Origin of the sequence: Mesorhizobium sp. M0983 (assembly GCF_040318975.1) — a bacterium.
Taxonomy (GTDB): Bacteria; Pseudomonadota; Alphaproteobacteria; order Rhizobiales; family Rhizobiaceae; genus Mesorhizobium.
Genome location: NZ_JAMYNH010000008.1, coordinates 169705 through 194691 on the forward strand (window position 1 = coordinate 169705; position 24987 = coordinate 194691).

Genomic DNA, 24987 nt, shown 5'->3' on the forward strand with positions numbered 1-24987 from the left:
TTTTCAGACGCGACGCGCCTTTGGGACAGCGGCAACATCGGCGCTGTTCGGCTTGCGCAGGTCGGCGTTTGCGGCGACGCGCCCGGGCTTGCGAACGATTTTCGACACGGTGTCGGCCTTCCAGCCGCGGAGCCTGTCCAACGCCGCGTCGCGGTGCAGCAGGCGGTAGCGGTCGAGGAAGATGCGGATCGCCTGCGGGTGCGGAAACTCGGTCGGATAGATGGTGGCCGTGATCAGGAACGCCTTGTCTTCGCTGAGGTCGAGCGCGCGCAAGGCGGCCAGCAGCGGTGTGTAATTTTGGCTCGTGGTGAGCGTCCGCGCCGTTGAAAAATCGACTTCGAGCGCATCGGCGAGCGCTGTCTGGAAGAATGCCGCATTGCCGGTCAGCGCGGTCTCGCGCAGCTTGACATAGGTTTGCGGCTCGACGAACGGACCGATAGCGGTGCCGCTCTCGGCGCGCATCATGGATCGCAACCGGCGGCGTACTGTTTCGGCGGCATCGGAAGCCTCTTGCCTGTTGGCATCGCTCGCAACCACTTCGGCGTTTTCGGACGCGGCTTTGGCGGTTGTTTCCGGCTGCTGTTGCGACCGCACCAGCGTCGGCCTTTCGAGCACTTTGATGAGATCCGCGATCGTTTGATTGAGATCCTTGCGGCGGGCAATGGCACGGGCATGCGGCAGCCCGTGGCGCCCGATCAGCGCGATGAGGTCGACGTCGCTGAGGGCACGCGAGCGGATGAGCAGCGGAGCGGCGATATCGACCCGCTCCTGGCAAAGCCGCCGCACCAGCGCGGCGGGTGCATATTCGCATTCGGAAAGGGCTGCCGCGACGTAGCGGCGCGATTCGACCGAGACATTGTCGAAAAGCGGCAGCGTCAGGTCTTCGAGCTGCGCGATCTCGCGGCGTGAAGGTCGGGTGAGCGAACAGAACGCCGACACCGCGGCGCGGAACAGCCTCTCGGCCTTTCCCGATTCAGCTCCTGCTGCGATTTGCCTGAAATCCGAAGCTGACACGAAGGATACGCCCGACACTCGACACGATCTGGACTGCGCTCTGCCGGGCTGTACCGGTTTCGCGTTTCCCAAGAACAAAGATCAATTTAGCGGCGATCCGTTAGCGCTCCGTTAACCTACTGCCTCCTTAATCGACTATGGAGGCGTTGCGTTGTGCTCCGGGGCAACCGAGAGGAATACGCGAACCATGGGCATGGTACTGTCTTTCGTGCCGCGAACGGCGGCAACCAATCGAGCACAACAAACCGCGGGAACGCCGGCGGCGGTGATCATCTTTCCCGGGGTCCGCTACGAGCAGCGGCCGCTGACCGGCGAGACGCGGCCGGTCGGCCCCGATAAGCCGGGACCTTCGGGGACATTGCCGGTACCGCATCACTGAGCATCGGAAGTGGGTTAAAAATCCTGCAGTTCGCAGGAACTCTGTTCGAGAAACCGCGAGACGATCGGCTTCCAGCTGTCGTCGGGCACGAACGAGCGGATGACGAACATGCCTTCCGCTATCGGCGCTTCGACGAAGATCGCCCCTTGCAGTTCCGCGGGAAGATTCTTGCGGACCTCGATCATCTGCGCCGGCGTCAGCACCACGGTGTCGAGCACGCCTGCGGTCGCGCTGCGGTCGTTGAACGAGTAGATGTTGTGGCCGCCGCGGTCATAGACCGATATCGACCAGAACGGCACCTTTCCCGGCGCCTTGACCCGCACCATCCCCTCGGCAAGGTCGAAGCGGCAAGCCGCCGCATAAAACAGCGGATCGACCGATTTCACCACCGGCGCGCCGCCGGCTTCCGCGTCGAGCCTGGTCATCTTGTAGAGATCCGAAGCCATGGCCAATCGCGACCAGGCGTCGCGTTCGGAAAACTCGGGGACGAGCAGCAGCACGATGATGTGCACGATGCCGCCGCCAAGCAGGCCGAGCAGCACGGCATGCAGCAGGCTACGCATTGCAGCCGACCTTCTGGATCTGCGGCAGCGTGACGTCCGAGAGGCCGGTGCTGCTGGCGATCGGCGTGTCATAGAACGTGAGCACGAAGTACATCCCGCCGGCGCCGCTGGTCAGCAGCCAGTTGTCGGGCGCCGGGCGGCTGCCGACGGAAATGATCACCGAATTGTCGGCCTCGCGCAGCACTTGATAGGACTGCAGCGCAGCCAGCCTCGGCTTGCCGGTCTCGATCACGCCAAGCGACCGATCTGCGGCATAGAGGGTCCAGAACCGGGCGGTGGGAAAGCCGCCCGCAATCTTGTAGGCACATTGCCGCTTGAGTTGCTCGCCGCCGGAATCGCGCTCGGCGATGAAGGACAGTCCTTCCGCCTGTCCGAGCGCCAGCACGCCTTCGCGCGCCACGCGGGCCTTCGAATAAGGATCCGCCGTCGGCGTGCCGATATCGGGGAAGGCGGTCCATTGGCCGATCCTGATGGCGCCGACGCCGTCCTGCAGCTTCAGTGCATACCAGACGCTGCCGCCACCGCCGACGACGGCGATGGCAAGCGAAAGCAGTGTCAGGAAGGCATTCTTGAGCATGAGGAGCCGGGGAACCGAAGGCCGGGGACTGAAAGACTGTCGCTCGGGATATCGCGGTGCGGGGGCTTGTGGCAAGCGGCCCTGTGGAATTGACCGCTCAGAGCGCCGAGAGGGTCTCCGGTGCAGCGGGCGCGTCGAGCACGGGTGCCGCCTGGAACAGCTTGGTGAGTTCCTTCAGGGTCTGGGTGGTCCGGCTGGACAGCACCGGCGGACGCTCGGCGGCGGCATCGGCTGCTGCCTGTTCGGCGCTCTTCTTTTCCGCTTCCTCGGCCTTGGCAGCGATTTCGGCATCGACGAAGGGGTGATCGAGGCCAGGGATCGGTCTGAGGTCGATATTCTGGTGCGCATAGAGCATCAGGCGCTGCCACACCATGGCCGGCAGGGTGCCGCCGGTCATCTTGTTGGTCGCGGTGAAGTCGTCATTGCCAAGCCAGACGGCGGCCGTGTAGTTGCCGGTAAAGCCGACAAACCAGGCATCGCGGTAGGACTGGGTCGTGCCGGTCTTGCCGGCGACGACGATGTTTGGAAGGGCCGCGCGCCGGGCCGTACCGATCACCGGAACGGCGGCCAGCATGGTGTTCATGTATTTGAGCGCCTGCTCCGACAGCACCCGGTGCGGCGGCGGCGCATCCTTGGCGAAGTCGTAGACCACCTCGCCGGTGCGGGTGAAGAGTTGGCTGACGCCGTGCCGGGTTCCGGCAAAGCCGTTCTGGGCGAACACGCTGTAGCCCGTCGCCTGGTCCATCACGGTCATGCCCGATGTGCCGAGCACCATGGTCTTGTGTGATTCCAGCGGTGACTCGACGCCCATCGCCTCGGCCATCGCCTTGATCGGCTTGATACCGAGATAATCCTTGGCAAGCCGCACGGGCACGGTGTTGATCGATTTGGCCATCGCTGTGATCAGCGTGACGTTGCCGGCCGACCCGCCATTGTAATTGTGGGGCGACCAGCTGCCCCAGGAGATCGGTCCGCCGGAAACCACCGAATCCGGCGTGAAGCCATGCTCCATCGCCGTTGCATAGACATAAGGTTTGAAAGAGGAGCCGGTCTGGCGAAGTGCCTTGGTGGCGCGGTTGAACTGGCTGGCGCCGTAGTCGCGGCCGCCGACGATCGCCCTGACCGCGCCATTGGTCTCGATGACGACGATCGCGCCCTCGGTGACGTTGTATTCCTTGCCGAACTGGCGGAGGTGGAATTCCATAGATTCTTCGGCCGCCTTTTGGATGTTGGCGTCGAAGGTGGTGTGGGCGACGAGCGAGTGCTGGCCGCTTTTGGCGGCGATTTTCTTGACCTCTTCGAAGGCCCAATCGAGATAGTAGTCGGGGCTTTTCTGCTCGCCGCGATCAACGATTTCGGCCGGGTGTAATCTTGCCTGCAGCACCTGGCCTTCGGTCATGAAGCCGGAATCGACCAGGTTGGACAGCACGACATTGGCGCGCGCCCGGGCGGCGGGCAGGTTTATGTGCGGCGCATATTTGGTCGGTGCCTTGAACAGGCCGGCCAGCATCGCCGCCTCGGCAAGGTTCAGGTCCTTGACGCTCTTGCCGAAATAGAAATCTGCCGCCGCCTCGATGCCGAAGGTGCCGCCGCCCATATAGGCGCGGTCGAGGTAAAGCTGCAGGATTTCCTTCTTCGACAGATTGGCTTCGAGCCATAGCGACAGGAAGGCTTCCTTGATCTTGCGCTCGAATGTCCGCTCATTGGTCAAGAACAGGTTCTTGGCCAGCTGCTGGGTGATGCTCGAGCCGCCCTGGACGACGGAATTCGCCCGCACGTTCTCGAATATGGCCCGCGACAGGCCAAGCACGTCGATGCCGTAATGGTCGAAGAAGCGCCGGTCCTCGGTGGCCAGCACCGCCTTGATGACATGGTCGGGCATCTCGTCGACCGGCACCGAATCGCGCTGGATGATGCCGCGCTGGCCGATCTCGTTGCCGTAGCGGTCGAGGAAGGTGACGGCGAAATCGCCCTGCGTGCGCCAGTCGCCGGCGGTTATCTGAAAGGCCGGCAAGGCCAGCGCCAAAAGCACGACGATGCCGCCGGCACCGAGCGTAAACCCTTCACTCAACAGTTCGATCATGCCGCGGCGCCAGCCGCCGACGCGGAAACGCCGCGAGAAGATGGTCGCCGCTTCCCAGAACTGACGCGCCCTGAAGCCGATTTCGTAGACCGAGGAATCGATCCACGCATCCACCGCCAGCAGCCTTGCCGCGATCGGACCTCTTCTCTTGCGTGGTTCCAAAGGACTGGCCATTCCAGGATCCGGCTGCGGCGATGCCGCCAACTGAGAAACCGCATGCCGGCAATTTCAGGGCGGCGCGCCTTGCAAGACTATTCGTCCATTTTGGTGCTGCCGACAAGGGCGATGAAGGTAAGGGCGATGAAGATATAGCGGGCGGTTCGTCGAGGGGAAGACGGCTCCCGCGAGGCGTCAGCGCAGGATGTTGGCTGCCCTGCGCGAGTAGGTGGTGCCGTCGAGTTGGGCTAGCATGAAGGTCGGCACGCGCCAGCGTCGGCAGCAGCGACGCCGACCGGATGCCGTTTGCCGTGCGGAATTCACCCGTTGCCGCTCCATTGCTCAACTTGGGCGGCTCAACCTGGGCGGCTCCACGATGGTCCAGTCGAGCCTGGATTGAACGATCAGGCTTTCCTTCACCTCGTGGTCCGCCACCTCATGGCGCAGAACCAACGGTACGATGACGCCGCCAAGTAGCGGCCCCAGTTGCCGCCGCTCGGAGATAAGCTTGACCGCACTATGGAGGCACTGACGGCGCTTGTGCGTTCGGGCAAGAATCGCATTCAGCTGGCGCTGATCAGCGACGAGACGCGATAAGGGTCTGGTGCCGCGCTTGCGCGGGGTGCCGAGGATTCGCAATCGTCACATGGGACGCTTGTCCGCGATCTTTTTCGGGTCGCGGCCTATCGTGCCGGCGTCGGCTTTCCTGTGCTTGTCGGCAAGCCTGCGAATGCGATCGAAGCGGCTTTCCTCTGCCACTTTGGTCTTCGTGGCTGCATTTGGCTTCGGGACGAATGCGATCATGGATCGATCTCCTTGCCGATGGCGCGCGCCGGGGAATATCCCCCGGCGGCTGTCTTTCAGGCTTGTTTCCGGCAGCGGCTGGTCAATAGCCCATGCCGCCGGGCGAAGCAGCGGCTTCCTTGGCTGAAACGTCTGTGATCATGGCCTCAGCAGTGATCAGTAGCGCCGCAATCGAGCCCGCGTCCTGCAGCGCCGTCCGCACCACCTTCGCGGGGTCGACGATGCCGGCCTTGATCATGTCGACATAGACCTCGTTCTGGGCATCGAAGCCCTGATTGTGGTCCTTGCTGTCGGCGAGTTTGCCGACGACAATCGAACCTTCGACGCCGGAATTCTCGGCGATCTGCCGGATCGGCGCTTCGAGCGCTCTCGACACGATCGAAATGCCCGCCGTTACATCGGCATTGGCTCCGGTCAGCCCGTTCAGCACAGCCTTGGCGCGCAGCAACGCGACGCCGCCGCCGGGAACGATGCCTTCCTCGACGGCCGCGCGGGTGGCGTTCAGCGCATCGTCGATGCGGTCCTTCTTTTCCTTGACCTCGGATTCGGTGGCGCCGCCGACGCGGATGACGGCAACGCCGCCCGCCAGCTTGGCGAGACGTTCCTGCAGCTTCTCCTTGTCGTAGTCGGAAGTGGTTTCCTCGATCTGCCCCTTGATCTGCTGGACGCGCGCCTGGATGGTGGCCTTCTCGCCGGCGCCGTCGATGATCGTGGTGGTGTCCTTCTCGATCAGCACGCGCTTGGCGCGGCCGAGCATGTCTATGGTGATGTTCTCCAGCTTGATGCCGAGATCCTCGGAAATCATCTGTCCGGCGGTGAGCACGGCGATGTCTTCCAGCATCGCCTTGCGGCGGTCACCGAAGCCAGGCGCCTTGACGGCCGCGACCTTGAGGCCGCCGCGCAGCTTGTTGACGACCAGCGTCGCCAGCGCTTCGCCCTCGACGTCCTCGGAGATGATCAACAGCGGCCTGCCGCTTTGCACCACGGCTTCGAGGATGGGCAGCAGCGCCTGCAGATTGCCGAGCTTCTTTTCGTGGATGAGCACGTAAGGGTCTTCCAGCTCGGCGCGCATCTTCTCGGCATTGGTGACGAAATAGGGCGAGAGATAGCCGCGGTCGAACTGCATGCCTTCGGCGACGTCGAGTTCGGTTTCGGCGGTCTTGGCCTCCTCAACGGTGATGACGCCGTCATTGCCGACCTTGTCCATCGCCTTGGCGATCATGGCACCGACGCTGGTGTCGCCATTGGCGGCAATGGTGCCGACCTGCGCGATCTCGCCTGAGGACTTGACCTTCTTGGCTCGAGCCTGGATTTCCTTGACGACGGCGGTGACGGCAAGGTCGATGCCGCGCTTGAGGTCCATCGGGTTCATGCCGGCGGCAACGAATTTGGCGCCCTCGCGCAGGATGGAAGCGGCAAGCACCGTGGCGGTGGTGGTGCCGTCGCCGGCGAGGTCGTTGGTCTTCGAGGCCACTTCGCGCACCATCTGTGCGCCCATGTTCTCGAACTTGTCGGAAAGTTCGATTTCCTTGGCCACCCTCACCCCGTCCTTGGTGATGCGCGGCGCGCCATAGGCCTTGTCGATGATGACGTTGCGGCCCTTAGGGCCGAGCGTCACCTTGACGGCGTTGTTGAGGATTTCGACACCGCGCAGCATGCGGTCACGCGCGTCGGTGGAAAATTTGATTTCCTTGGCAGACATGATTTTTTCCAGTTCGGTTGGTTGTGGCAAGACGCTTGCAGCGCGCCTGAATCAAAGCTTGGAGCATCCTTTGCGCGCCCGGCAGGGCGCGCGGCATTCCAATCAGGCGGCCTTCTTGGTAGCCACGCTCTTGTCGATGATACCCATCTCGCTCTTGTCGATGATGCCCATGATGTCGGCCTCCTTCATGATCACAAGGTCCTCGCCGTCTATCTTGACCTCGGTGCCGGACCATTTGCCGAACAGGATGAGGTCGCCGGCCTTGACGTCGAGCGCCATCAGCACGCCGCTTTCGTCCCGCGCGCCCGGCCCGACGGCGATCACTTCGCCTTCCTGCGGTTTTTCCTTGGCATTGTCGGGGATGATGATGCCGCCCTTGGATTTGGTGTCGCTTTCGGCGCGCCGAATGACGACGCGATCGTGGAGTGGCCGGAATTTCATGGGGACTCTTTCTGGGGCCGGCTTAGGCGGCCGCCCCTCTCTATAGGCGCCTTGGCACTCGATTGATAGGAGTGCCAAAAAATATTCATGGGGTATGTCAAATATTGAATGAATTATTTTGCCTGGCTATCCCTTGGTGTTCGGGCATTGCCGAATATTAATGAAATTGAATTTCTGTCTTTGAACACCTATTTTATGGTGAAGTTCACACTCACGACTTTCGCTGCAAGGGAGATTTTACCGATGGCCGAAGGCAATCAGAACATCATGGAAAAAGCTCAGGCTCGCTTCATGGAAAATCAAAAGAAAACGGCGGAGCGGAACAAGGCAACTGCCGAATATCTCTCGGAGGCCAAGGCCAGGGCGATCAAAACGGCAAGACTGAGGGAATTGCGACTGGCCAAGGAAGAGGCGGATCGCTCGGCGGCAGCTCTGAATCCGGTCGCCCCAAAGAAGAAGCGGGCGGCGCGGACAGTCAAGCAGGCCGTATCCGCATCGACGGAGGCCAAATCATGAGCCTGACATTTCCCAATCCCAGCCGCAGCTACGACGAGGCAAGCAAACGCATCCGCTTCGTCGGCCATGACGGCATGTTCCAGATTTCCTTCTCTGTCGCAACCGATGCCATCTCCAAAGTGCAGCCGGGAACGGCGGCCTCGGAAGCTACCTATCTGGCGGCCTTCGACACGGCTTCCAGCTCGATCCACGATGTCGCCAGGAATGCCTATGCCCGCACCCGCAGGAGCATATATGTGCTGACTGCGGCCGATTTTCGCTAGATCCGTCGCGATCCGTCCACAAGACGCTTTCTCGGGGCTTCCGGTCCGCCTGCATCCGCCGCGATGTCACGACTGTTCAGCCGATCGACCATCGCGTGCGCATCGCACGTGTTCATGCCGACCATGGATTGCTGCTTGAGCTCGACAGGCTGGCCGGTGAAGACGTAGAAGACGGTCCAGCTGTGAGGACGTTCCATACGCAGCGCGTAGCGGTTTGCCATCTTGGCATCCTTTAGTTTCCGCCCGATCGATGAATGTCGCTCGGTCAGGCTTGGGCGACGAAGAATATTGCCGCCAGGACAAGCACCGTCCACAAAACGACGAACAGCTTCAGGGCCAGGCTACCGTGCGCCGAGAGCAGCTCCCGAGTGCGGTTGACCAAATTCTTGATGGTCATCGACATGGTCGGCGCCGCAATCGCGACCGGCCGCGCCCTGACCCCAAGCTTTCCGAAAACAGGCAGCAGCGATGGCTCGCGCACGAAAACGACCTCGAATGTTTGGAAACCAGAATCTTCATAGCATCGTTCTTCGAACGCCCTGCACGCCAAATGAATTCGCGTCACCCTCAAGGGCGTCCGTGACGCGAAAGGCCGCGGCGTCGCGGGTTCCAGTAGCAGGGCTTATTCCCGAGATCATGAAGGTTCATAATCCGTATGAGACGCGCTGATTCGCGCTTTGCCGGGATGCCGCCATGCAACGCAGCTACGCAGCAGGGAGGTCGACGCGACGGGCGAGGGGAAAGACAATGACCGCGCCACCCGTCGAATTGCAGAAGGCCATATTCGAGGCAGTGAATGGCGATCCCGATTTATCGGCGGCACTGGGCGACGCAAGATTGTTCGACCGTGCGCCGGAAAATGTTGCGTTTCCCCACATGACCTTCGGCCGCACCAGCGTTTACGACTGGGCTACGGGCACGGAGAACAACGCCGAGCAGTTGCTGACGCTGCATGTCTGGTCGAAGTCCGAGGCCAGCAAGGAAACGCTCGACATCATGGACCTGGTCAGCGCCCGCTTGCGAGATGCGGCACTCTCGCTTGGCGAACATCGCCGCGCCTATCTCAAGCTCGAATTCGCCGAAGCCCGCTACGACGAGGATCTTTCGGCCCATCACGGGCTGCTGCGTTTCCGCGCCATGATCGAGGATGAGGGCTGACCGCCGGGCACTTTCCGTAAGAATCGGGCAATTTTGTTCTTGCTTTGTGCCGGCAGCTATGCTACTAATTTCACTATGGTGCTGATTGGCGCCAACGACCCGCCGCCGAGCGGGTTTTTTTGTTTCAGGTCGGTTCGCCTGAACCTGCCTTCGGTTGCCGGATCGATTGTCCCGGATCGATTGTCGAAGTCGGCGCACACCTGAAGCGATTGCCTTCTCCGCCAAATGATGCCGGTTGTCGGCGAAGGATCGGAGGGCTAGGTTAAACTTTGGCGATTTCGCGAGACGGGCGGCGAGATGGCAATCCGGTAATCTCGCGCTTCAGGGGTGTGGCGGGCATGCATTCGAGCGTTCACCGTTCATATCACGTTCAGCACCAGCGCGTTAGAACGCTGACCATGAACATCCTTTGCTCCCACTTCCGGACCGCGGCACTGGCGCTCTCAGCCGCCGGTCTGCTTGCGTCGCAGGCGATGGCGATCCCCGTTGTCGTGCCCGAGCAGCCCCAACCGGTCGTCCTCGCCGCCTCGGACTGCTATGCGATCGGCCAGCAGGTGGCCGAGCAGAATGGCGGCACCCTGGCCAAGGCCTCGCAGTCGACACGCGGCGGCCAGCCGGTCTGCGTCATCGTCGTGCTGGTTCCGGGCAAAGAAGGGCAGCGTCCGCGTCGCTCGGAGATCGTCGTTCCGCTGAACTGAACCGTGCCGTTTCCCAGTCTGCCGGAATCGGCCTATATCTGAACAGCTTCAACAGGCCTCCCGCATGCGCGTACTCGTCGTCGAAGATGACAAGGATCTCAACCGGCAGATCGGCGACGCGCTGGTCGATGCCGGCTATGTCGTCGATCGCGCTTTCGACGGCGAGGAAGGGCACTTTCTCGGCGACACCGAGCCCTACGATGCCGTCGTGCTCGACATCGGCCTGCCGCAGATGGACGGCATCAGCGTGGTCGAGCGCTGGCGCCGTGGCGGCCGCAAGATGCCGGTGCTGATCCTGACGGCACGCGACCGCTGGAGCGACAAGGTTGCCGGTATCGACGCAGGCGCCGACGACTACGTCACCAAACCTTTCCACATCGAGGAAATCCTGGCCAGGGTGCGGGCCTTGATCCGGCGTGCCGCCGGGCATGCCTCGTCGGAGCTGACCTGCGGACCGCTGCGCCTCGACACCAAGGCCTCCAAGGCCGACGTCGATGGTGTACCGCTGAAGCTGACATCGCATGAATTCCGCCTGCTTGCCTATTTGATGCACCATATGGGCGAGGTCGTGTCCCGGACCGAACTGGTCGAGCATCTCTACGACCAGGATTTCGACCGCGATTCAAACACGATCGAGGTCTTTGTCGGACGGCTTCGCAAGAAGATGGGCATCGACATCATCGAAACCGTTCGCGGCATGGGCTACCGCATGCGTAAGCCGGAGGCGTAACGCGGAACCGCTGCCTACAAAACCCGCCGTCTCGAACACGCCGTCGCTGCGGTCATGGCCGCGTTCGCTGGCGTTTCGCGTCATCGCCTTTTCCACGGTCTGGGCGATCCTCACTCTGGTCGTCATCTTCACCTTGATCACCACGCTCTATCGCCAGGCCAGCGAGCGCGGTTTCGACAGCCTGCTCTCGGCGCATCTGTTCAACCTGATCGGCTCGGTCGGCGTTTCCGAAAGCGGCCAATTGACCGGCGCTCCCGACCTTGGCGATTTGAGGTTCTCGGAGCCGAATTCCGGCTGGTACTGGTCGGTCGAGCCCGCCTCGGAAGGCGTGCACGGCGATCTCCATTCGTCGTCGATGACCAAGGCGATCCCGTCGCCAAGCGTTGCCGAGGTGCCATTCAATGCCAGCTTCCAGCGCAGTTATTCGGCGGACGGCATCGAAGGCGAGCAACTGGAGGTGTTCGAGAGCGAGTTCGTCCTCGATGCGAAAAACCGCGCCGCGCGCTTCCGTGTCATGGGCAACCAGACCGAGCTCGAGCAGGAAATCGCCACCTTCCAGCGGCGCCTTTTGACCTATCTGTCGCTGTTCGGCGTCGGCATGATCGCCATCAATGCAATCGCCATCCTGCTCGGCCTGCAGCCGCTGCGCCGGGTCAGGAATGCCCTTGCCATGGTGCGCGAAGGAACTGCGCAACGCCTCGACGGCCGCTTCCCGGCCGAGATCGAGCCGCTCGCCAACGAGACGAATGCGCTGATCGAGAACAACAGGCGTATCGTCGAGCGGTCGCGCACGCAGGTCGGCAACCTCGCGCACTCGCTGAAGACGCCGCTGGCCGTGCTGCTCAACGAGGGGCGGGCGCTGGGTGGCGCCAAGGGCCAGCTCATCGCCGAGCAGGCCGCTTCCATGCAGAAGCAGGTCGACCACTATCTGCAACGTGCCCGCGTTGCCGCGCAGCGCGACAGCGTCGTTTACCGCACGCCGGTGGCGCCGCTGGTCCAGCGCATGGTGCGCGTGCTGCAGAAGCTCAACCCGCGGACCGCGCTCTCGCTCTCGCTGCCGGCCACCGACATCGTCTTTGCCGGCGAACGTGAGGACCTTGAGGAGCTGCTCGGCAATCTGCTCGACAATGCGATGAAATGGGCAAGGAGCGCGGTCGCCGTTTCCGTCAAGCCCATCGCCGGCAGGGAAGGGGCGGCCAATCTATTCGAGATAGCCATCGAGGATGACGGCCCCGGCATTCCCGAAGACAAGGCGCGCGAGGCATTGCAGCGCGGACGGCGTCTCGACGAGACAAAACCCGGCAGCGGGCTCGGACTTGCCATTGTCGCCGACCTTATCAACGAGTATGGAGGCGTTCTGGCGCTGGAACGATCCGTCATGGGTGGATTGAAGGCGGTGGTTCGATTGCGGAGCCTTCAGTAATGCTTTTCCGGGCGGCTGGCTGCGGCCAAATTTCCGATAAACATCGACATTATGGCCGCGCCAGCCTGCTGACAGCGCGGCGGTCCAGCTCAAGAAAGCCGGTATTGGCATGAGGATTCGCGTCGCGCTCGTTTCCGCCCTGCTCGCCGTCTCCGGCTGTACGACGCTCGGCAAGGGCCCAGCCGTTACGGTGACACCGGCCGCCACGCCTCCCAGTGGCGCCAAGGTCGCGACGACGATCATCGCCGCCATGGGCGGCGGCCTCGTCGGTGGCTCGATCGGCACCGGCTTGAGCGAGACCGAGAAGCGCAGCGCGCTCGAGGCGGAATACAAGGCGCTTGAATATACGGCGAGCGGCCAGAAGGTGGCGTGGAAGAGCGACAGTTCGGCCCATCGCGGCGAAGTTGTCGCCGCCCAGCCCTATCGCGTCGGCTCGCAGGACTGCCGGCAATACACCCATACGGTGTTTACCGGCGCTGCCGGCGCCACCGCGCGCGGAACCGCCTGTCGCAATGCCGACGGCAGCTGGACCCCGCTGACGTAGCTCGCCGGCCGTTGATACACCGATCCCGGTCCGGCACTATCGATCGGAGCGGTCCCGCCAAAGCGTCGCAGCACGCTTGTGTTGGCAGGGCAAGGGTCTCGTTCTATTGGAAGAGCCATGCTGTTCTGGGTCATAGCCGCAATCCTGACGCTGGGCGCAAGCCTGGCGGTGCTGCTGCCGTTGGCGGGCGAAACAAAGAACACGTCCGCTGCCGGCGATCACGACCTTGAAGTCTATCGCGACCAATTGGCCGAGCTTGACCGCGACGTGGCGCGTGGCCTGATCCGGCCAATGGAGGCCGAAGAGGCGCGCGCCGAGATCGCCCGCCGCATCCTTCGCCTGAGCAATGCCGGCCCGGCCGGCACGACGGCGACACAGCGGTCGACAAGGCTGGTGGCGACCGCTGCCGTGCTGGTGGTTCCGCTGGTCAGCTGGGGCCTTTACGGCCAGCTCGGCTCACCCGACCTGCCGTCGCAGCCGCTCAGCGAACGCCTGGCCAAGAACCCCGCCGACAGCTCGGTGGACGAGCTGGTGGCACGCGCCGAAGCGCACCTTGCGGCCAACCCGTCCGATGGCCGCGGCTGGGACGTGCTGGCGCCGGTCTATCTGCGCATGCAGCGATACGCCGATGCGGTAACCGCCTACCGCAATGCCATTCGCCTTGACGGCGACAGTGCCGCCCGTCAAGCCGGCCTCGGCGAGGCGATCGCCAATGCGGCCGGCGGCATCGTTTCAGCCGACGCCCAGGCTGCTTTCGAGGCGGCGCTGAAGCTCGATCCGGCAAACCCGAAGGCCTCGTTCTATCTCGCCATGGGCTTGGCGCAGGAAGGCCGCACAGCTGAAGCGACGGCGGCTTGGCAAAAGATGCTTGCCGCCTTGCCGCAGGGCTCGCCGTGGCGCGGTGCCGTCGAGCAGGCGCTCGCTGAATCCGCCGCCCGCAACGTCGCTTCGGAGGCGCCCGCGAAAGGGCCGAGCGCCGACGATATCGATGCTGCCTCCTCGATGTCGCCGCAGGACCGGCAAGCCATGATCAGCACCATGGTTGCCGGCCTCGACGAAAAGCTTCGGCAAAATCCGCGCGACGAGGAAGGGTGGATGCAGCTCGTTCGTTCCTATGCCGTGCTGGGCAAGACAGATCAGGCGCGTGACGCACTCAATCGCGGTATCGCCGTCTTTGGCGCGGACAGCGACCAGGCCAGGAAATTCACCGCCTTTGCCGCCTCGCTCGGCGTGACGGCGACGGAGTAGACGATGACGCGCAAGCAGAAACGACTGTCGGTGATCGCTGCGGGGCTGGCCTTCCTCGGGGTTGCCACCGGGCTGACCTTCTATGCGCTCGGCCAGAAGGCCTCCTACTTCTACATGCCGGCCGATCTGGCCACCGCCAGCCTTCAGCCGGGCCAGCGTATCAGGCTCGGCGGCCTCGTCGAAAAAGGCACAGTAGAGCGTAGCCAGGGCGCCACCGTCGCCTTTTCGGTGACCGACAACCAGAAGGACGTCAAGGTTACCTATACCGGCATTCTTCCCGACCTTTTCCGGGAAGGGCAGGGCGTGATCACCGAAGGCTCGTTCGGCCCTGACGGAATCTTTGTCGCCGACAGCGTGCTCGCCAAGCATGATGAGACCTATATGCCCAAGGAAGTGGCGGACGGCCTCAAGGCCAAGGGCGTCTGGCAGGAGAGCAAGAGTGACTAGAGAGGTTCCGCAAAAGTGTTCCACGGTTTTGCGGCAAGAACCTGCGGCAAAACCTGGCGAGCGCGGCGATAATGGTTGAAACCGGACATTTCGCCCTGGTCCTGGCGTTTGCGCTGGCCCTGGTGCAGACGGTGGTGCCGCTGTTCGGTGCGCGCACCGGCAACCACAAGATGATGGCCGTCGGCGCACCCGCCGCGCTGACCGGCTTTGCCTTGACAGCGCTGTCCTTCGTGGCGCTGGCGACCGCGTATGCAGGCTCCGACTTTTCGGTGGAGAGCGTCTGGGAGAACTCGCATTCGCTGCAGCCGCTGATCTACAAGATCACCGGCACTTGGGGCAATCACGAAGGTTCGATGCTGCTCTGGGTGCTGATCCTGACCTTCTTCGGCGCGCTTGTCGCCGTCTTCGGCGGCAATCTTCCGGCGACGCTCCGGGCCAATGTGCTTGCGGTGCAGGGAGCGATCGGCGCTACTTTCTTGCTGTTCATCCTGACGACGTCGAACCCGTTCGTCAGGCTCAATCCGGCGCCCATCGAGGGCCGCGATCTCAATCCGATCCTGCAGGATCTCGGCCTCGCCATCCATCCGCCGCTGCTCTATCTCGGCTATGTCGGCTTTTCGATATGCTTTTCCTTCTCGGTCGCCGCCCTCATCGAGGGCCGCATCGACGCATCGTGGGCGCGCTGGGTGCGGCCGTGGACGCTGGTCGCCTGGATGTTCCTCACCGGCGGCATCGCCATGGGCTCCTACTGGGCCTACTACGAGCTCGGCTGGGGCGGCTTCTGGTTCTGGGATCCGGTCGAGAACGCGTCCTTCATGCCGTGGCTGGCGGGCACGGCGCTGCTGCATTCGGCGATTGTCATGGAAAAGCGCTCGGCGCTGAAGATCTGGACGCTGCTGCTGGCGATCCTGACCTTCTCGCTGTCGCTGCTCGGCACCTTCCTGGTGCGCTCCGGCGTGCTGACCTCAGTCCACGCCTTCGCCACCGATCCGACGCGCGGCGTTTTCATCCTCTGCATCCTGACGCTGTTCATTGGCGGCTCGCTGGCGCTGTTTGCCTTGCGCGCCTCCCGGCTGACGGCCGGCGGCCTGTTTCACCCGATCTCGCGCGAAGGCGCGCTGGTCCTCAACAATCTGTTCCTGACCACCGCCACCGCCACCGTGCTGGTCGGCACGCTCTACCCGCTCGTAGTCGAAGCGCTTTCGGCCGACAAGATTTCTGTCGGCGCGCCGTTCTTCAACCTGACATTCGGCCCGCTGATGGTGCCGCTGCTGGTCGTCGTGCCGTTCGGGCCACTGCTCGCCTGGAAGCGCGGCGACATTTTCGCGGTCGCCCAACGCCTGATGGCGGCTTTCGCGGCGGCGCTGCTCGCCGTGCTGGTGACCGCCCTGTTCATCGATGGCGCTTCGGTGTTGGCGGCACTCGGTGTCGGCCTTGCCTTCTGGCTGATCTGCGGCGCGTTCACCGATCTCGCCGTCAAATCCGGCTTCGGCACCGTCGCGCCCGCCACCGTGCTCAGGCGCTTCGCCGGCCTGCCGCGCTCGGTCTTCGGCACAGCGCTTGCGCATCTCGGCCTCGGCCTGACGACGCTCGGCATTGTCGGCACGCTTTGCTTCGGCACCGAAAAAATTCTGTCGATGCATGCCGGCGATACAGTCGAACTGTCCGGCCACACCCTGCGCTTCGAGGGGCTCTACCCGGCCCAGGGGCCTAACTACAGCGAGGATCGCGGCCGCTTCGCCCTGCTTGGCGCTGACGGCAGCATCGCTGGCGAGATCACCTCAGCCAAGCGCTCATACCCGGTGCGCCAGATGACAACGACCGAATCCGGCATCAGCACGATCGCCTTCAGCCAGCTCTATCTCTCGCTTGGCGACGAGGCCAGCGACGGCTCTGTAGTCGTTCGTCTGTGGTGGAAGCCGCTGGTGACGCTGATCTGGGGTGGCGGCCTGGTGATGATGGCGGGTGCGGCGATGTCGCTGCTCGACCGCCGCCTGCGTGTCGGCGCGCCGTCGTCCCGCAAGCCGGCGGGCGCCGTGCCATCGGCGAGCCCGCCATGAGCCAAAGGGTCACGCTGGCCTCGCTGGTCCTCTTGCTGGCGCTGTTGTTCGCCGGCGCCGCGCAGGCGGTCAAGCCCGACGAGGTGCTCGCCGACCCGGCGCTCGAGGCGAGGGCGCGCGTTTTGTCGGAAGGCTTGCGCTGCATGGTCTGCCAGAATCAGTCGATCGACGAGTCCGATGCCGACCTTGCCCGTGACCTGCGCATCCTTGTGCGCCAGCGCCTGGTCGCCGGCGATACCGATCAGCAGGTGATGGACTATGTCGTTTCGCGCTACGGCGAATTTGTGCTGCTGAAGCCGCGCTTCAATCTGCGCAATGCCTTGCTCTGGGGCACGCCAGTTCTTCTGCTGCTCGTTGGCGGGACGTTCATCCTGCTGGCCGCTCGCTCGCGCCGCTCGACAGCGACCGCTGCCCTGACCTCGGACGAGAAGGCGGCGTTGGACGCGATACTCCGCCGCGATTGATCCTAACATTACGAAAGTTTCATGTACCGGAAATGGCGCCGTAATGTGCGGCTCTCTATTTCCTTTGTCGAGGATGCCAATCAAGGGGCGTCCCTTGAAAAGAGGATACGAGAACCATGAATGTTGCCCCCAATTCATATCTTCGCACCCGCAAACGCCTGCTGGCCGCAGCCGCATCCCTAGCCATTGCCGGCGCGATCGGCTTTGGTGCTGTTGCCACCGGGACAGCCCCGGTTCTGGCCGATGCCGTGCGTGTCGAGGCACCGCAGGTCCCGAGCTTCGCCGATGTGGTCGAGCGCGTTTCGCCGGCGGTCGTCAGCGTGCGCGTCAAGGCCAAGATCCAGTCGACGGCCGATGACGGTTCCGGCCAGATGGACGACGAGGACGGCCTAGGCAATCTTCCCGACAATCCGCAGCTGCGCCGGTTCTTCCGCGAATTCCGCGGCTTTGGCGACCAAGGCGGCGACCAGGGTCCGAACGGAATGCGCCGTTTTGGGCACCGTGACCGCAACAACGACCAGCCGCGGCCGGTGGCGCAAGGGTCGGGCTTCTTCATCTCCGATGACGGCTATCTCGTCACCAACAACCATGTCGTCGAGGAAGGCACCGCCTTCACCGTGGTGACCAATGACGGCAAGGAACTCGACGCCAAGCTGATCGGCACCGATCCGCGCACCGACCTTGCCGTGCTCAAGGTCAATGATGGCAGCAAGTTCACCTATGTCGACTTCGCCGATGATTCCAAGGTTCGCGTCGGCGACTGGGTGGTGGCGGTAGGCAATCCGTTCGGCCTCGGCGGCACGGTTACCGCAGGCATAGTTTCGGCCCGCGGCCGCGATATCGGCGCCGGTCCCTATGACGACTTCATCCAGATCGACGCCTCGGTGAACCGCGGCAATTCGGGCGGTCCGACCTTCAATCTCAACGGCCAGGTCGTCGGCATCAACACCGCGATTTTCTCGCCGTCAGGCGGCAGCGTCGGCATTGCCTTCGATATTCCCGCTTCGACCGCCAAGCAGGTCGTGCAGGATCTGATGAAGAACGGCACAGTCCAGCGCGGCTGGCTCGGCGTCGAAATCCAGCCGGTCACGCCCGAAATCGCCGAGTCGCTTGGCCTTGGGTCCGGCAAGGGCGCGCTCGTTGCCAGCGCGCAGGACAACAGTCCCGGCAAGAAGGCCGGCATCACTGCCGGTGACGTGATCACTCAGGTGGACGGCAAGGACGTTGCTTCGCCGAAGGAACTCGCCCGTCTGATCGGCGCTTACCCGCCCGGCAAATCGGTCGATGTCACGGTGTGGCGCAACGGTAAGAGCGAGGCGGTCAAGGTCGATCTCGGCAAGCTGCCGTCGAGCGACAAGCAGGTCTCGGCCGACCAGCAGCCTGCACCCGCGCCGAAGACCGACACGCTGGCCGATCTCGGCCTGACCGTCACCAAGTCCGACAATGGCAAGGGTCTTGTGGTGACCGATGTCGACCCCGACAGCGATGCCGCCGATCGCGGCATCCAGCCCGGTGACGTCATCACCTCCGTCAATTCGACGGAAGTGACCGGCACCGGCGACATCGACAAGGCGATGGCCGACGCGGTGAAGTCCGGACGCAAGGCGGTGCTGATGCAGATCACCCGCGACGACAGCAACCGCTTCGTCGCGCTGCCTGTCGCCAAGGGCTGACGACCGGCTCGACTTTTCCGGTGCGGCGGTTTTCACACCCCCGAGCCGCCGCACGGGAAAGCACGGGGCCTGAATACGTTAGTCAGTCATCGTGTTCCGCCCCAGCGGCAGCGGGCTTCCGATCGCCCGCTGCCGCTCGAACATGCCGCTCAAAGCGTGAAGCGGTTTAGGCTACGGCATGCTAAAACAAAGACTTACCGCGTATCCCTGAATCACCTTGTTCGCGATACGCCATGGAGACGGCCACGATGCATATGCCGGCCACTCAATCTTCCAGCGAAATCGCGTATAACGGTTCTATGAAGATTCTCGTCATAGAAGACGATCGCGAGGCGGCCGACTACCTGCAGAAGGCGTTCGCCGAGGCTGGCCATACCGCCCATGTCGCCGGAGACGGCGAAACCGGCTTCGCACTCGCTGATTCCGGCGACTATGACGTCATGGTCGTCGACCGCATGATGCCGCGCCGCGACGGCCTGTCCGTCATTGCCGGGCTCAGGTCCAGAGGCAATACGACGCCCGTGCTGATCCTGTCGGCGCTCGGCGAAGTCGACGACCGGGTCACCGGTCTGCGTGCCGGCGGCGACGACTATCTGACCAAGCCCTACGCCTTTTCCGAACTGCTCGCCCGCGTCGAGGTGCTGAACCGCCGCGCCAGCGCCAGGGAGGCAGAAACCGTCTACCGGGTCGGTGATCTCGAACTCGACCGGCTGTCGCATTCGGTGCGGCGCGCCGGGCGCGAGATAACGCTACAGCCGCGCGAGTTCCGCCTGCTCGAATATTTGATGCGCCATGCCGGCCAGGTAGTGACGCGCACCATGCTGCTCGAGAACGTCTGGGACTACCATTTCGATCCGCAGACCAACGTCATCGACGTTCATATCTCGCGGCTGCGCGGCAAGATTGAGAAGGGCTTCGACAAGCCGATCCTGCACACGGTTCGCGGCGCCGGCTATATGCTGAAAAGCGGCTAGAACCCCATGGCCCTTTCCGTGCCGGCCATCATGAGGACGACGGCAGCGCGGCTTTCAGCGCTTTATCTTCTGCTTTTTGCGCTGTGCGCTGTGCTGCTGGTCTTGTACATGACCTCGCTCTCGGCGCGCATGCTGACTGCCCAGACGCAGGAGACGATCAACGACGAGGTACTCGGCCTTGCCCGCGCCTATCAGCGCGGCGGCCTGCCGGTGCTGGTCCGCGTCGTCGAGCAGCGCTCCCGCCAGCCCGGCGCCAATCTCTATCTGATCGCCGATGCCAACGGCCAGATCCTGACCGGCAACGTGCAGAGCCTGGAGCCGGGCGTGATCGAGGCCGAGGGCTGGACCACCGAACCGTTCTCCTACCGCCGCTTCGGCGAGGGCGAGCTCGAGCGGCAGCGCAACCCGGTCTCCGACCCGAACGAGCCCGCCCAGAGCGAAGTACAGGCCGAAGGCGAGAAGGGCCATAATGCCATCGCCCTGGTGCTGCGCCTGCCCAACCAGATGATCATGCTGGTTGGCCGCGACCTCGGCGAGCCGGAGCGCTTCCGCGCCGTCATTCGCCGCGCCTTGATGCTGGCGCTCGGCATGATGGGCGTCGGCGGGCTGCTGATCTGGTTCTTCGTCGGGCGCGCGGCGCTGAAGCGCATCGACAGCGTGTCGGAGGCGAGCCGCCGCATCATGGGCGGCGATCTTTCCGGCCGGCTGCCGGTCACCGGCGCCGGCGACGAGTTCGACCGGCTGTCGGAAAACCTCAATTCCATGCTGGCCAGGATCGCCACGTTGAACGAGGGGCTGAAGCAGGTCTCCGACAACATCGCCCACGACCTGAAAACGCCGCTGACCAGGCTGCGCAATCGCGCCGAAGCGACGCTTTCCGGCAAGCACAACACCAGCGACTACCGACAGGCGCTGGAAGGAACGATCGCCGAATCCGATCAGCTGATAAAGACCTTCAACGCCATCCTGATGATCTCACGGCTGGAGGCCGGCTATTCCTCCGAAAGCACCACCAGGGTCGACCTGGCCGCTGCCGTGCACGACGTCGTCGAACTCTACGAGCCTGTGGCGGAAGAGGCGGGTGTGACGCTCGAAACCTCGGTACAGGGTGCCTTCGCCGTCAACGGCAATCGCGAGCTGATCGGCCAGGCGCTGTCCAATATCGTCGACAACGCGATCAAATATTCGACCGACTCGACCTCCAGGCCTACGGTTCGCGTGACGCTGGAGCGTATCGATGGCGAGATCAGGCTTGCTGTTTCCGACAACGGCCAGGGCATTCCCGACGATGTCGACCGCGCCAGGGTGACCGAGCGTTTCGTGCGGCTGGAAAAGAGCCGCTCGCAGCCGGGTTCCGGCCTTGGCTTGAGCCTCGCCAAGGCGATCATGACGTTCCACAATGGACGGCTTGAGCTTCTGCCCGGCAATCCCGGATTGTCCGTCGTCATGAGTTTTCCCGGGCGGGAGGATCGCTGATGGTGGCGAGGATGGCAGCGCGACGCCGCGAGACGGACTGGCTTTTGAAGCCGGCGGTAAAGCTCGTTCCGCTGGATGCAAGCCGCGCCAGGCAGGAATTGGCGGAGATCGCCGACGCCGCGCGGCAGGAAGAACTGCCGCGACTGGCGAAATTTCTCGCCGGCAAGGGGGTCGTCCAGGATTTCCTCGCCGCCGTTTTCGACCTGTCGCCGTTCCTGCGCGATACCGCGCGCCGCCGGCCGCGAATCCTCGATGCGCTTTTTGACGAGACCATCGAGGCGCGGCTGTCATCGATCGGCGCCGCGGTCGACAAGGCAGCGCGCGCAGAGGCCGTCTCCGAAGGCAGCCTGATGATGGAGCTGCGCCGATGCAAGGCGGAGGCGCATTTCCTGATCGCCTTGGCCGATCTCGCCGGCGAGGCCGAGACTTCGCTGACGGTGCGGCGACTGAGCGACCTTGCCGACGCCTGCACGCGTGCAGCCGTCGATTTCCTGCTCCGCGACGCGCATGAGCAAGGCAAGCTCAGTTTGCCGGATCCGAAAAATCCGGCGCAACGCTCGGGCTGGATCCTGCTCGGCATGGGCAAGCTCGGTGCGCATGAGCTGAACTTCTCCTCCGACATCGACCTCGTCGTCTTCTTCGACCCCGATGCGCCTGCCGTCGTCGATCCGCTCGATGCCACCGAGCTGTTTTCGCGCCTGACCCGCCGGCTGGTCCGCATTCTCCAGGACCGCACCGAGCACGGTTACGTCTTCCGCACCGATCTCAGGCTTCGTCCCGACCCCGGCTCGACGCCGCTGGCGATCCCGGTCGAGGCGGCGCTGCGCTACTATGAGGCGCGCGGCCAGAACTGGGAGCGCGCCGCCATGATCAAGGCGCGCCCGGTGGCTGGCGATCTTGCCGCCGGCGCCGCGTTCCTGAAGGAACTGCAGCCCTATATCTGGCGCAAATACATGGACTATGCGGCGATCGCCGACGTCCATTCGATCAAGCGCCAGATCCACGCCCACAAGGGCCATGGCGAGGTCGCGGTCAAGGGCCACAACGTCAAGCTCGGCCGCGGCGGCATCCGCGAGATCGAGTTCTTCGTCCAGACCCAGCAGCTCATCGCCGGCGGTCGCTTTCCCGAACTGCGCGGCCGCGAGACCGTGCCGATGCTTGGCGAACTCTCCGCGCGTGGCTGGATCACTGCGGATGCGCGCGAGGCGCTCACCAGGCAATACTGGTTCCTGCGCCGCGTCGAGCACGCCATCCAGATGGTTGCCGACCAGCAGACGCACATCCTGCCGGAGGACGAAGAGGGGCTGGAGCGCGTCGCCCGCATGCTGGGCTTTGCCGATGCGGCAGGCTTTGCCGAAGCGTTTCGCGCGGCGCTGCACCAGGTCGAGCGCCACTATGCAGCGCTGTTTGAAACCGCGCCGGAGCTTTCGGCAGGCATCGGCAATCTGGTCTTTACCGGCGACGTCGACGATCCCGACACCTTGCAGACCCTGAAGCGGCTCGGCTTCCAGCGGCCGAGCGACATCTGCCGGGTTATCCGCGGCTGGCACTTCGGCCGGTATCGCGTCACCCGGTCGGCGGAAGCGCGCGAGCGGCTGACCGAACTGACGCCGGCGCTGCTGCAAGCCTTCGGCCAGACGCGGCGGGCGGACGAGGCAGTGATCCGCTTCGACGAATTCCTTGCCGGCCTGCCTGCCGGCATCCAGCTGTTTTCACTGCTGCATTCGAACCCGGCTTTGCTGAAGCTGATGGCGACGATCATGGGCGCGGCACCGCGGCTGGCCGCCATCATCACGCGCCGGCCACATGTCTTCGACGGCCTGCTCGATCCGGCGCTGCTGAGCGAATTGCCCAACCGCGCCTATCTGTCGGCGCGTCTTGCCGCCTTCCTCGAAGGCGACAGGGCCTATGAGGATGTGCTCGACCGACTGCGCATATTTGCTTCGGAGCAAAAGTTCCTGATCGGCGTAAGGCTGCTTGCCGGGTCAATCGATCCGCCGCGCGCCGGCCGCGCTTTTTCCGACCTCGCCGATCTGACCATCGAGGCGGCATTGCAGACGGTGACGGCGGAATTTGTGCTGCGTCATGGCCGTACTGCCGGCGGCAGGGTCGCACTGCTCGGCATGGGCAAGCTCGGCAGCCGCGAACTGACGGCAGGTTCCGACGTCGACCTCATCCTGCTCTACGATCACGACGCCGATGCCGAGGAGTCCGACGGCGACAAGCCGCTTGCCCCGTCGCATTACTACAGCCGGCTGACGCAGCGGCTGATCGCCGCCGTTTCCGCGCCGACCGCCGAGGGCGTGCTCTACGAGCTCGACCTTCGCCTTCGGCCGTCCGGCAATAAGGGGCCGGTGGCCACGCATGTCGACGCCTTCAAGAAGTATCAGCGCCAGGACGCCTGGACATGGGAGCACATGGCGCTGGCGCGAGCCCGCGCGATCGGCGGCGATGCCGAGCTCTGCCGCGAGGTCGAAGGGGAAGTTGCCGCAGTGCTCGCTCTGCCGCGCGATCCAGTCAAGGTGATGGCCGAGGCATCCGAGATGCGCGCCATGGTCGACAAGGAGAAGCCGCCGCGCGATACCTGGGACATCAAGCTGATCCCGGGCGGCCTCATCGATCTCGAATTCATCGCCCAGGTTGCGGTGATTACCGGAAAGATCGAGGCAGGCCGCAGGGCCACCGGCACGGCTGACATCCTGTCGCGCCTGGCGCCGGATTTCGCCAGCGCCCAGGTCAGGCAGGAACTGGTGGATGCCTATTCGCTCTATCTGGCGCTGACCCAGATAATACGGCTTTGCCTTACCGGCGCGTTCGAACGCGACGACGTTCCGCCAGGGCTTTCGGATCTGCTTCTGGCGGTCACCGACCTGCCGGATTTCGGTGTGCTTGAAGCGCACCTCAAGGAGACGTCGCAGAAGGTCAGAAAGGATTTTGACCTTTTGCTTCGTGCGAAACAACCGTGACGGCAATCGGCCGAACGGGCGAGAGCATCGGAGCCAAAAGTGGCGACCTGCTTTGGGAGCTTCCGATGCTCAAACAAGGAGATAGAGCGGGGATTGAAGATCTGCCGCTCTAGCATCGGGGGTGACGATGCAACAGGAGAAGACCATGAGAAAGACGACCAGACTTGCACTCGTTTTCGCAGCCCTGGCCGGCGCCGTCGGCACCGCTGCCTATGCAGACGAGCACTCCGGCGCCGGGCCGCGCGAGGGCATGATGATGCGCCTCGGTAAGGTCATGAAGGACAATGACGGCACCATCACCTTCGACCAGTTCTCCGACGCCATGAACGCGCGGCTGAAGAAGATGGTCGCCGACAATGGCGGCAAGCTGACCGTGGCACAGCTCGCCGACGCGCTGGAGAAGGCACGCTTCGAGCAGATGGCCAGGCGCATCATCGCCCGCTACGACACCAAGGGCGACGGCACGCTGACCGCCGACGACATCACCAGCCGCCAGAAGAAGGTGTTCGCCATGCTCGACCGCGACAATGACGGCAAGATCGAGAAGAACGAACTGCCGAAGGGTCCCGGCCGTCACCACCAATGGGGCGGCGACGGCAATGACGGCATGCAGTGAGAATTAATAACC

The 24987-nt window shown here is 63.7% G+C and carries 26 protein-coding genes; 17 read left to right on the forward strand and 9 right to left on the reverse strand.

What is annotated here, in order from left to right; genetic code table 11:
• Positions 1-3: 3 nt before the first annotated feature.
• Positions 4-1014 (reverse strand): DUF2336 domain-containing protein, encoded by a 1011-nt coding sequence (locus tag NKH71_RS17060; RefSeq protein WP_023718402.1) that lies wholly within the window; start codon positions 1012-1014, stop codon positions 4-6.
• Positions 1015-1201: 187 nt separating this feature from the next.
• Here NKH71_RS17060 and NKH71_RS17065 point away from each other — a divergent pair, with 187 nt between their 5' ends.
• Entirely contained in the window at positions 1202-1393 is a 192-nt protein-coding gene (locus NKH71_RS17065; protein WP_031193791.1) for a hypothetical protein, read from the forward strand.
• A 14-nt stretch (positions 1394-1407) separates the two neighbouring features.
• On the opposite strand, the gene NKH71_RS17070 is transcribed toward NKH71_RS17065, so the two are convergent.
• The 6 genes from NKH71_RS17070 to NKH71_RS17095 form a co-directional block, all read right to left on the reverse strand.
• Positions 1408-1956, reverse strand: a complete 549-nt coding sequence (locus NKH71_RS17070; protein WP_023718401.1) for a DUF1254 domain-containing protein — start codon at positions 1954-1956, stop codon at positions 1408-1410.
• Positions 1949-2533, reverse strand: coding sequence for a DUF1214 domain-containing protein (locus NKH71_RS17075; RefSeq protein WP_023718400.1), 585 nt, complete (start codon positions 2531-2533; stop codon positions 1949-1951). Before NKH71_RS17075 ends, NKH71_RS17070 begins: the two co-directional genes overlap by 8 nt.
• Positions 2534-2630: 97 nt before the next feature.
• Positions 2631-4790: a transglycosylase domain-containing protein gene (locus NKH71_RS17080; RefSeq protein ID WP_352788999.1), complete on the reverse strand. Its 2160-nt coding sequence runs from the start codon at positions 4788-4790 to the stop codon at positions 2631-2633.
• A 624-nt stretch (positions 4791-5414) separates the two neighbouring features.
• Positions 5415-5576 carry a hypothetical protein gene (locus NKH71_RS17085; protein ID WP_023718397.1) on the reverse strand — a complete coding sequence of 54 codons (162 nt, stop codon included), beginning with the start codon at positions 5574-5576 and terminating at the stop codon, positions 5415-5417.
• A gap of 82 nt (positions 5577-5658) precedes the next feature.
• Entirely contained in the window at positions 5659-7278 is a 1620-nt protein-coding gene (groL, locus tag NKH71_RS17090; RefSeq protein ID WP_352895193.1) for a chaperonin GroEL, read from the reverse strand.
• Between the two features lie 102 nt (positions 7279-7380).
• On the reverse strand, positions 7381-7719 hold the full coding sequence (locus tag NKH71_RS17095; RefSeq protein WP_023718396.1) for a co-chaperone GroES: 339 nt from the start codon (positions 7717-7719) through the stop codon (positions 7381-7383).
• Positions 7720-7962: 243 nt separating this feature from the next.
• Here NKH71_RS17095 and NKH71_RS17100 point away from each other — a divergent pair, with 243 nt between their 5' ends.
• Together NKH71_RS17100 and NKH71_RS17105 are read left to right on the forward strand one after the other, a co-directional pair.
• The gene (locus NKH71_RS17100; RefSeq protein WP_352895208.1) at positions 7963-8235 is read left to right on the forward strand and encodes a hypothetical protein; all 273 of its coding nucleotides are present in this window, start codon (positions 7963-7965) and stop codon (positions 8233-8235) included.
• Positions 8232-8498, forward strand: coding sequence for a DUF1488 family protein (locus NKH71_RS17105; protein WP_023718394.1), 267 nt, complete (start codon positions 8232-8234; stop codon positions 8496-8498). The genes NKH71_RS17100 and NKH71_RS17105 overlap by 4 nt, the downstream gene beginning before the upstream one ends.
• On the opposite strand, the gene NKH71_RS17110 is transcribed toward NKH71_RS17105, so the two are convergent.
• The gene (locus tag NKH71_RS17110; protein ID WP_031193831.1) at positions 8495-8719 is read right to left on the reverse strand and encodes a hypothetical protein; all 225 of its coding nucleotides are present in this window, start codon (positions 8717-8719) and stop codon (positions 8495-8497) included. The two genes, NKH71_RS17105 and NKH71_RS17110, sit on opposite strands and share 4 nt — an antisense overlap.
• Before the next feature lie 44 nt (positions 8720-8763).
• On the reverse strand, positions 8764-8979 hold the full coding sequence (locus NKH71_RS17115) for a hypothetical protein (RefSeq protein ID WP_352494821.1): 216 nt from the start codon (positions 8977-8979) through the stop codon (positions 8764-8766).
• Between the two features lie 266 nt (positions 8980-9245).
• On the opposite strand from NKH71_RS17115, the gene NKH71_RS17120 reads away from it, so the two are divergent.
• The 14 genes from NKH71_RS17120 (at position 9246) to NKH71_RS17185 (ending at position 24975) form a co-directional block, all read left to right on the forward strand.
• A complete protein-coding gene (locus tag NKH71_RS17120; protein ID WP_023718393.1) occupies positions 9246-9656 on the forward strand; it encodes a DUF3168 domain-containing protein in 411 nt (136 codons plus the stop codon).
• 398 nt (positions 9657-10054) lie between these two features.
• Positions 10055-10354: a hypothetical protein gene (locus tag NKH71_RS17125; protein WP_023718391.1), complete on the forward strand. Its 300-nt coding sequence runs from the start codon at positions 10055-10057 to the stop codon at positions 10352-10354.
• A gap of 64 nt (positions 10355-10418) precedes the next feature.
• A complete protein-coding gene (locus tag NKH71_RS17130; protein WP_352895194.1) occupies positions 10419-11084 on the forward strand; it encodes a response regulator transcription factor in 666 nt (221 codons plus the stop codon).
• A 10-nt stretch (positions 11085-11094) separates the two neighbouring features.
• On the forward strand, positions 11095-12507 hold the full coding sequence (locus NKH71_RS17135; protein ID WP_051409642.1) for an ATP-binding protein: 1413 nt from the start codon (positions 11095-11097) through the stop codon (positions 12505-12507).
• A gap of 109 nt (positions 12508-12616) precedes the next feature.
• Positions 12617-13051, forward strand: a complete 435-nt coding sequence (locus NKH71_RS17140; RefSeq protein WP_352848216.1) for an RT0821/Lpp0805 family surface protein — start codon at positions 12617-12619, stop codon at positions 13049-13051.
• A gap of 117 nt (positions 13052-13168) precedes the next feature.
• Complete coding sequence (ccmI, locus tag NKH71_RS17145; RefSeq protein WP_023718387.1) at positions 13169-14299, forward strand: c-type cytochrome biogenesis protein CcmI; 1131 nt, start codon at positions 13169-13171, stop codon at positions 14297-14299.
• A gap of 3 nt (positions 14300-14302) precedes the next feature.
• Positions 14303-14746, forward strand: a complete 444-nt coding sequence (gene ccmE, locus NKH71_RS17150) for a cytochrome c maturation protein CcmE (protein ID WP_023718386.1) — start codon at positions 14303-14305, stop codon at positions 14744-14746.
• Positions 14747-14817: 71 nt separating this feature from the next.
• On the forward strand, positions 14818-16806 hold the full coding sequence (locus NKH71_RS17155; RefSeq protein ID WP_352494823.1) for a heme lyase CcmF/NrfE family subunit: 1989 nt from the start codon (positions 14818-14820) through the stop codon (positions 16804-16806).
• Positions 16803-17270 (forward strand): cytochrome c-type biogenesis protein, encoded by a 468-nt coding sequence (locus NKH71_RS17160; RefSeq protein ID WP_352481894.1) that lies wholly within the window; start codon positions 16803-16805, stop codon positions 17268-17270. Before NKH71_RS17155 ends, NKH71_RS17160 begins: the two co-directional genes overlap by 4 nt.
• A 116-nt stretch (positions 17271-17386) precedes the next feature.
• Positions 17387-18943: a Do family serine endopeptidase gene (locus NKH71_RS17165; RefSeq protein WP_352895195.1), complete on the forward strand. Its 1557-nt coding sequence runs from the start codon at positions 17387-17389 to the stop codon at positions 18941-18943.
• A 299-nt stretch (positions 18944-19242) separates the two neighbouring features.
• Positions 19243-19917 (forward strand): response regulator transcription factor, encoded by a 675-nt coding sequence (locus NKH71_RS17170; RefSeq protein WP_254819962.1) that lies wholly within the window; start codon positions 19243-19245, stop codon positions 19915-19917.
• 6 nt (positions 19918-19923) lie between these two features.
• Entirely contained in the window at positions 19924-21393 is a 1470-nt protein-coding gene (locus NKH71_RS17175; RefSeq protein ID WP_352481892.1) for a sensor histidine kinase, read from the forward strand.
• Complete coding sequence (locus tag NKH71_RS17180; protein ID WP_352515682.1) at positions 21393-24359, forward strand: bifunctional [glutamine synthetase] adenylyltransferase/[glutamine synthetase]-adenylyl-L-tyrosine phosphorylase; 2967 nt, start codon at positions 21393-21395, stop codon at positions 24357-24359. Before NKH71_RS17175 ends, NKH71_RS17180 begins: the two co-directional genes overlap by 1 nt.
• Positions 24360-24504: 145 nt before the next feature.
• The gene (locus NKH71_RS17185) at positions 24505-24975 is read left to right on the forward strand and encodes an EF-hand domain-containing protein (protein WP_352481890.1); all 471 of its coding nucleotides are present in this window, start codon (positions 24505-24507) and stop codon (positions 24973-24975) included.
• Positions 24976-24987 lie beyond the last annotated feature (12 nt).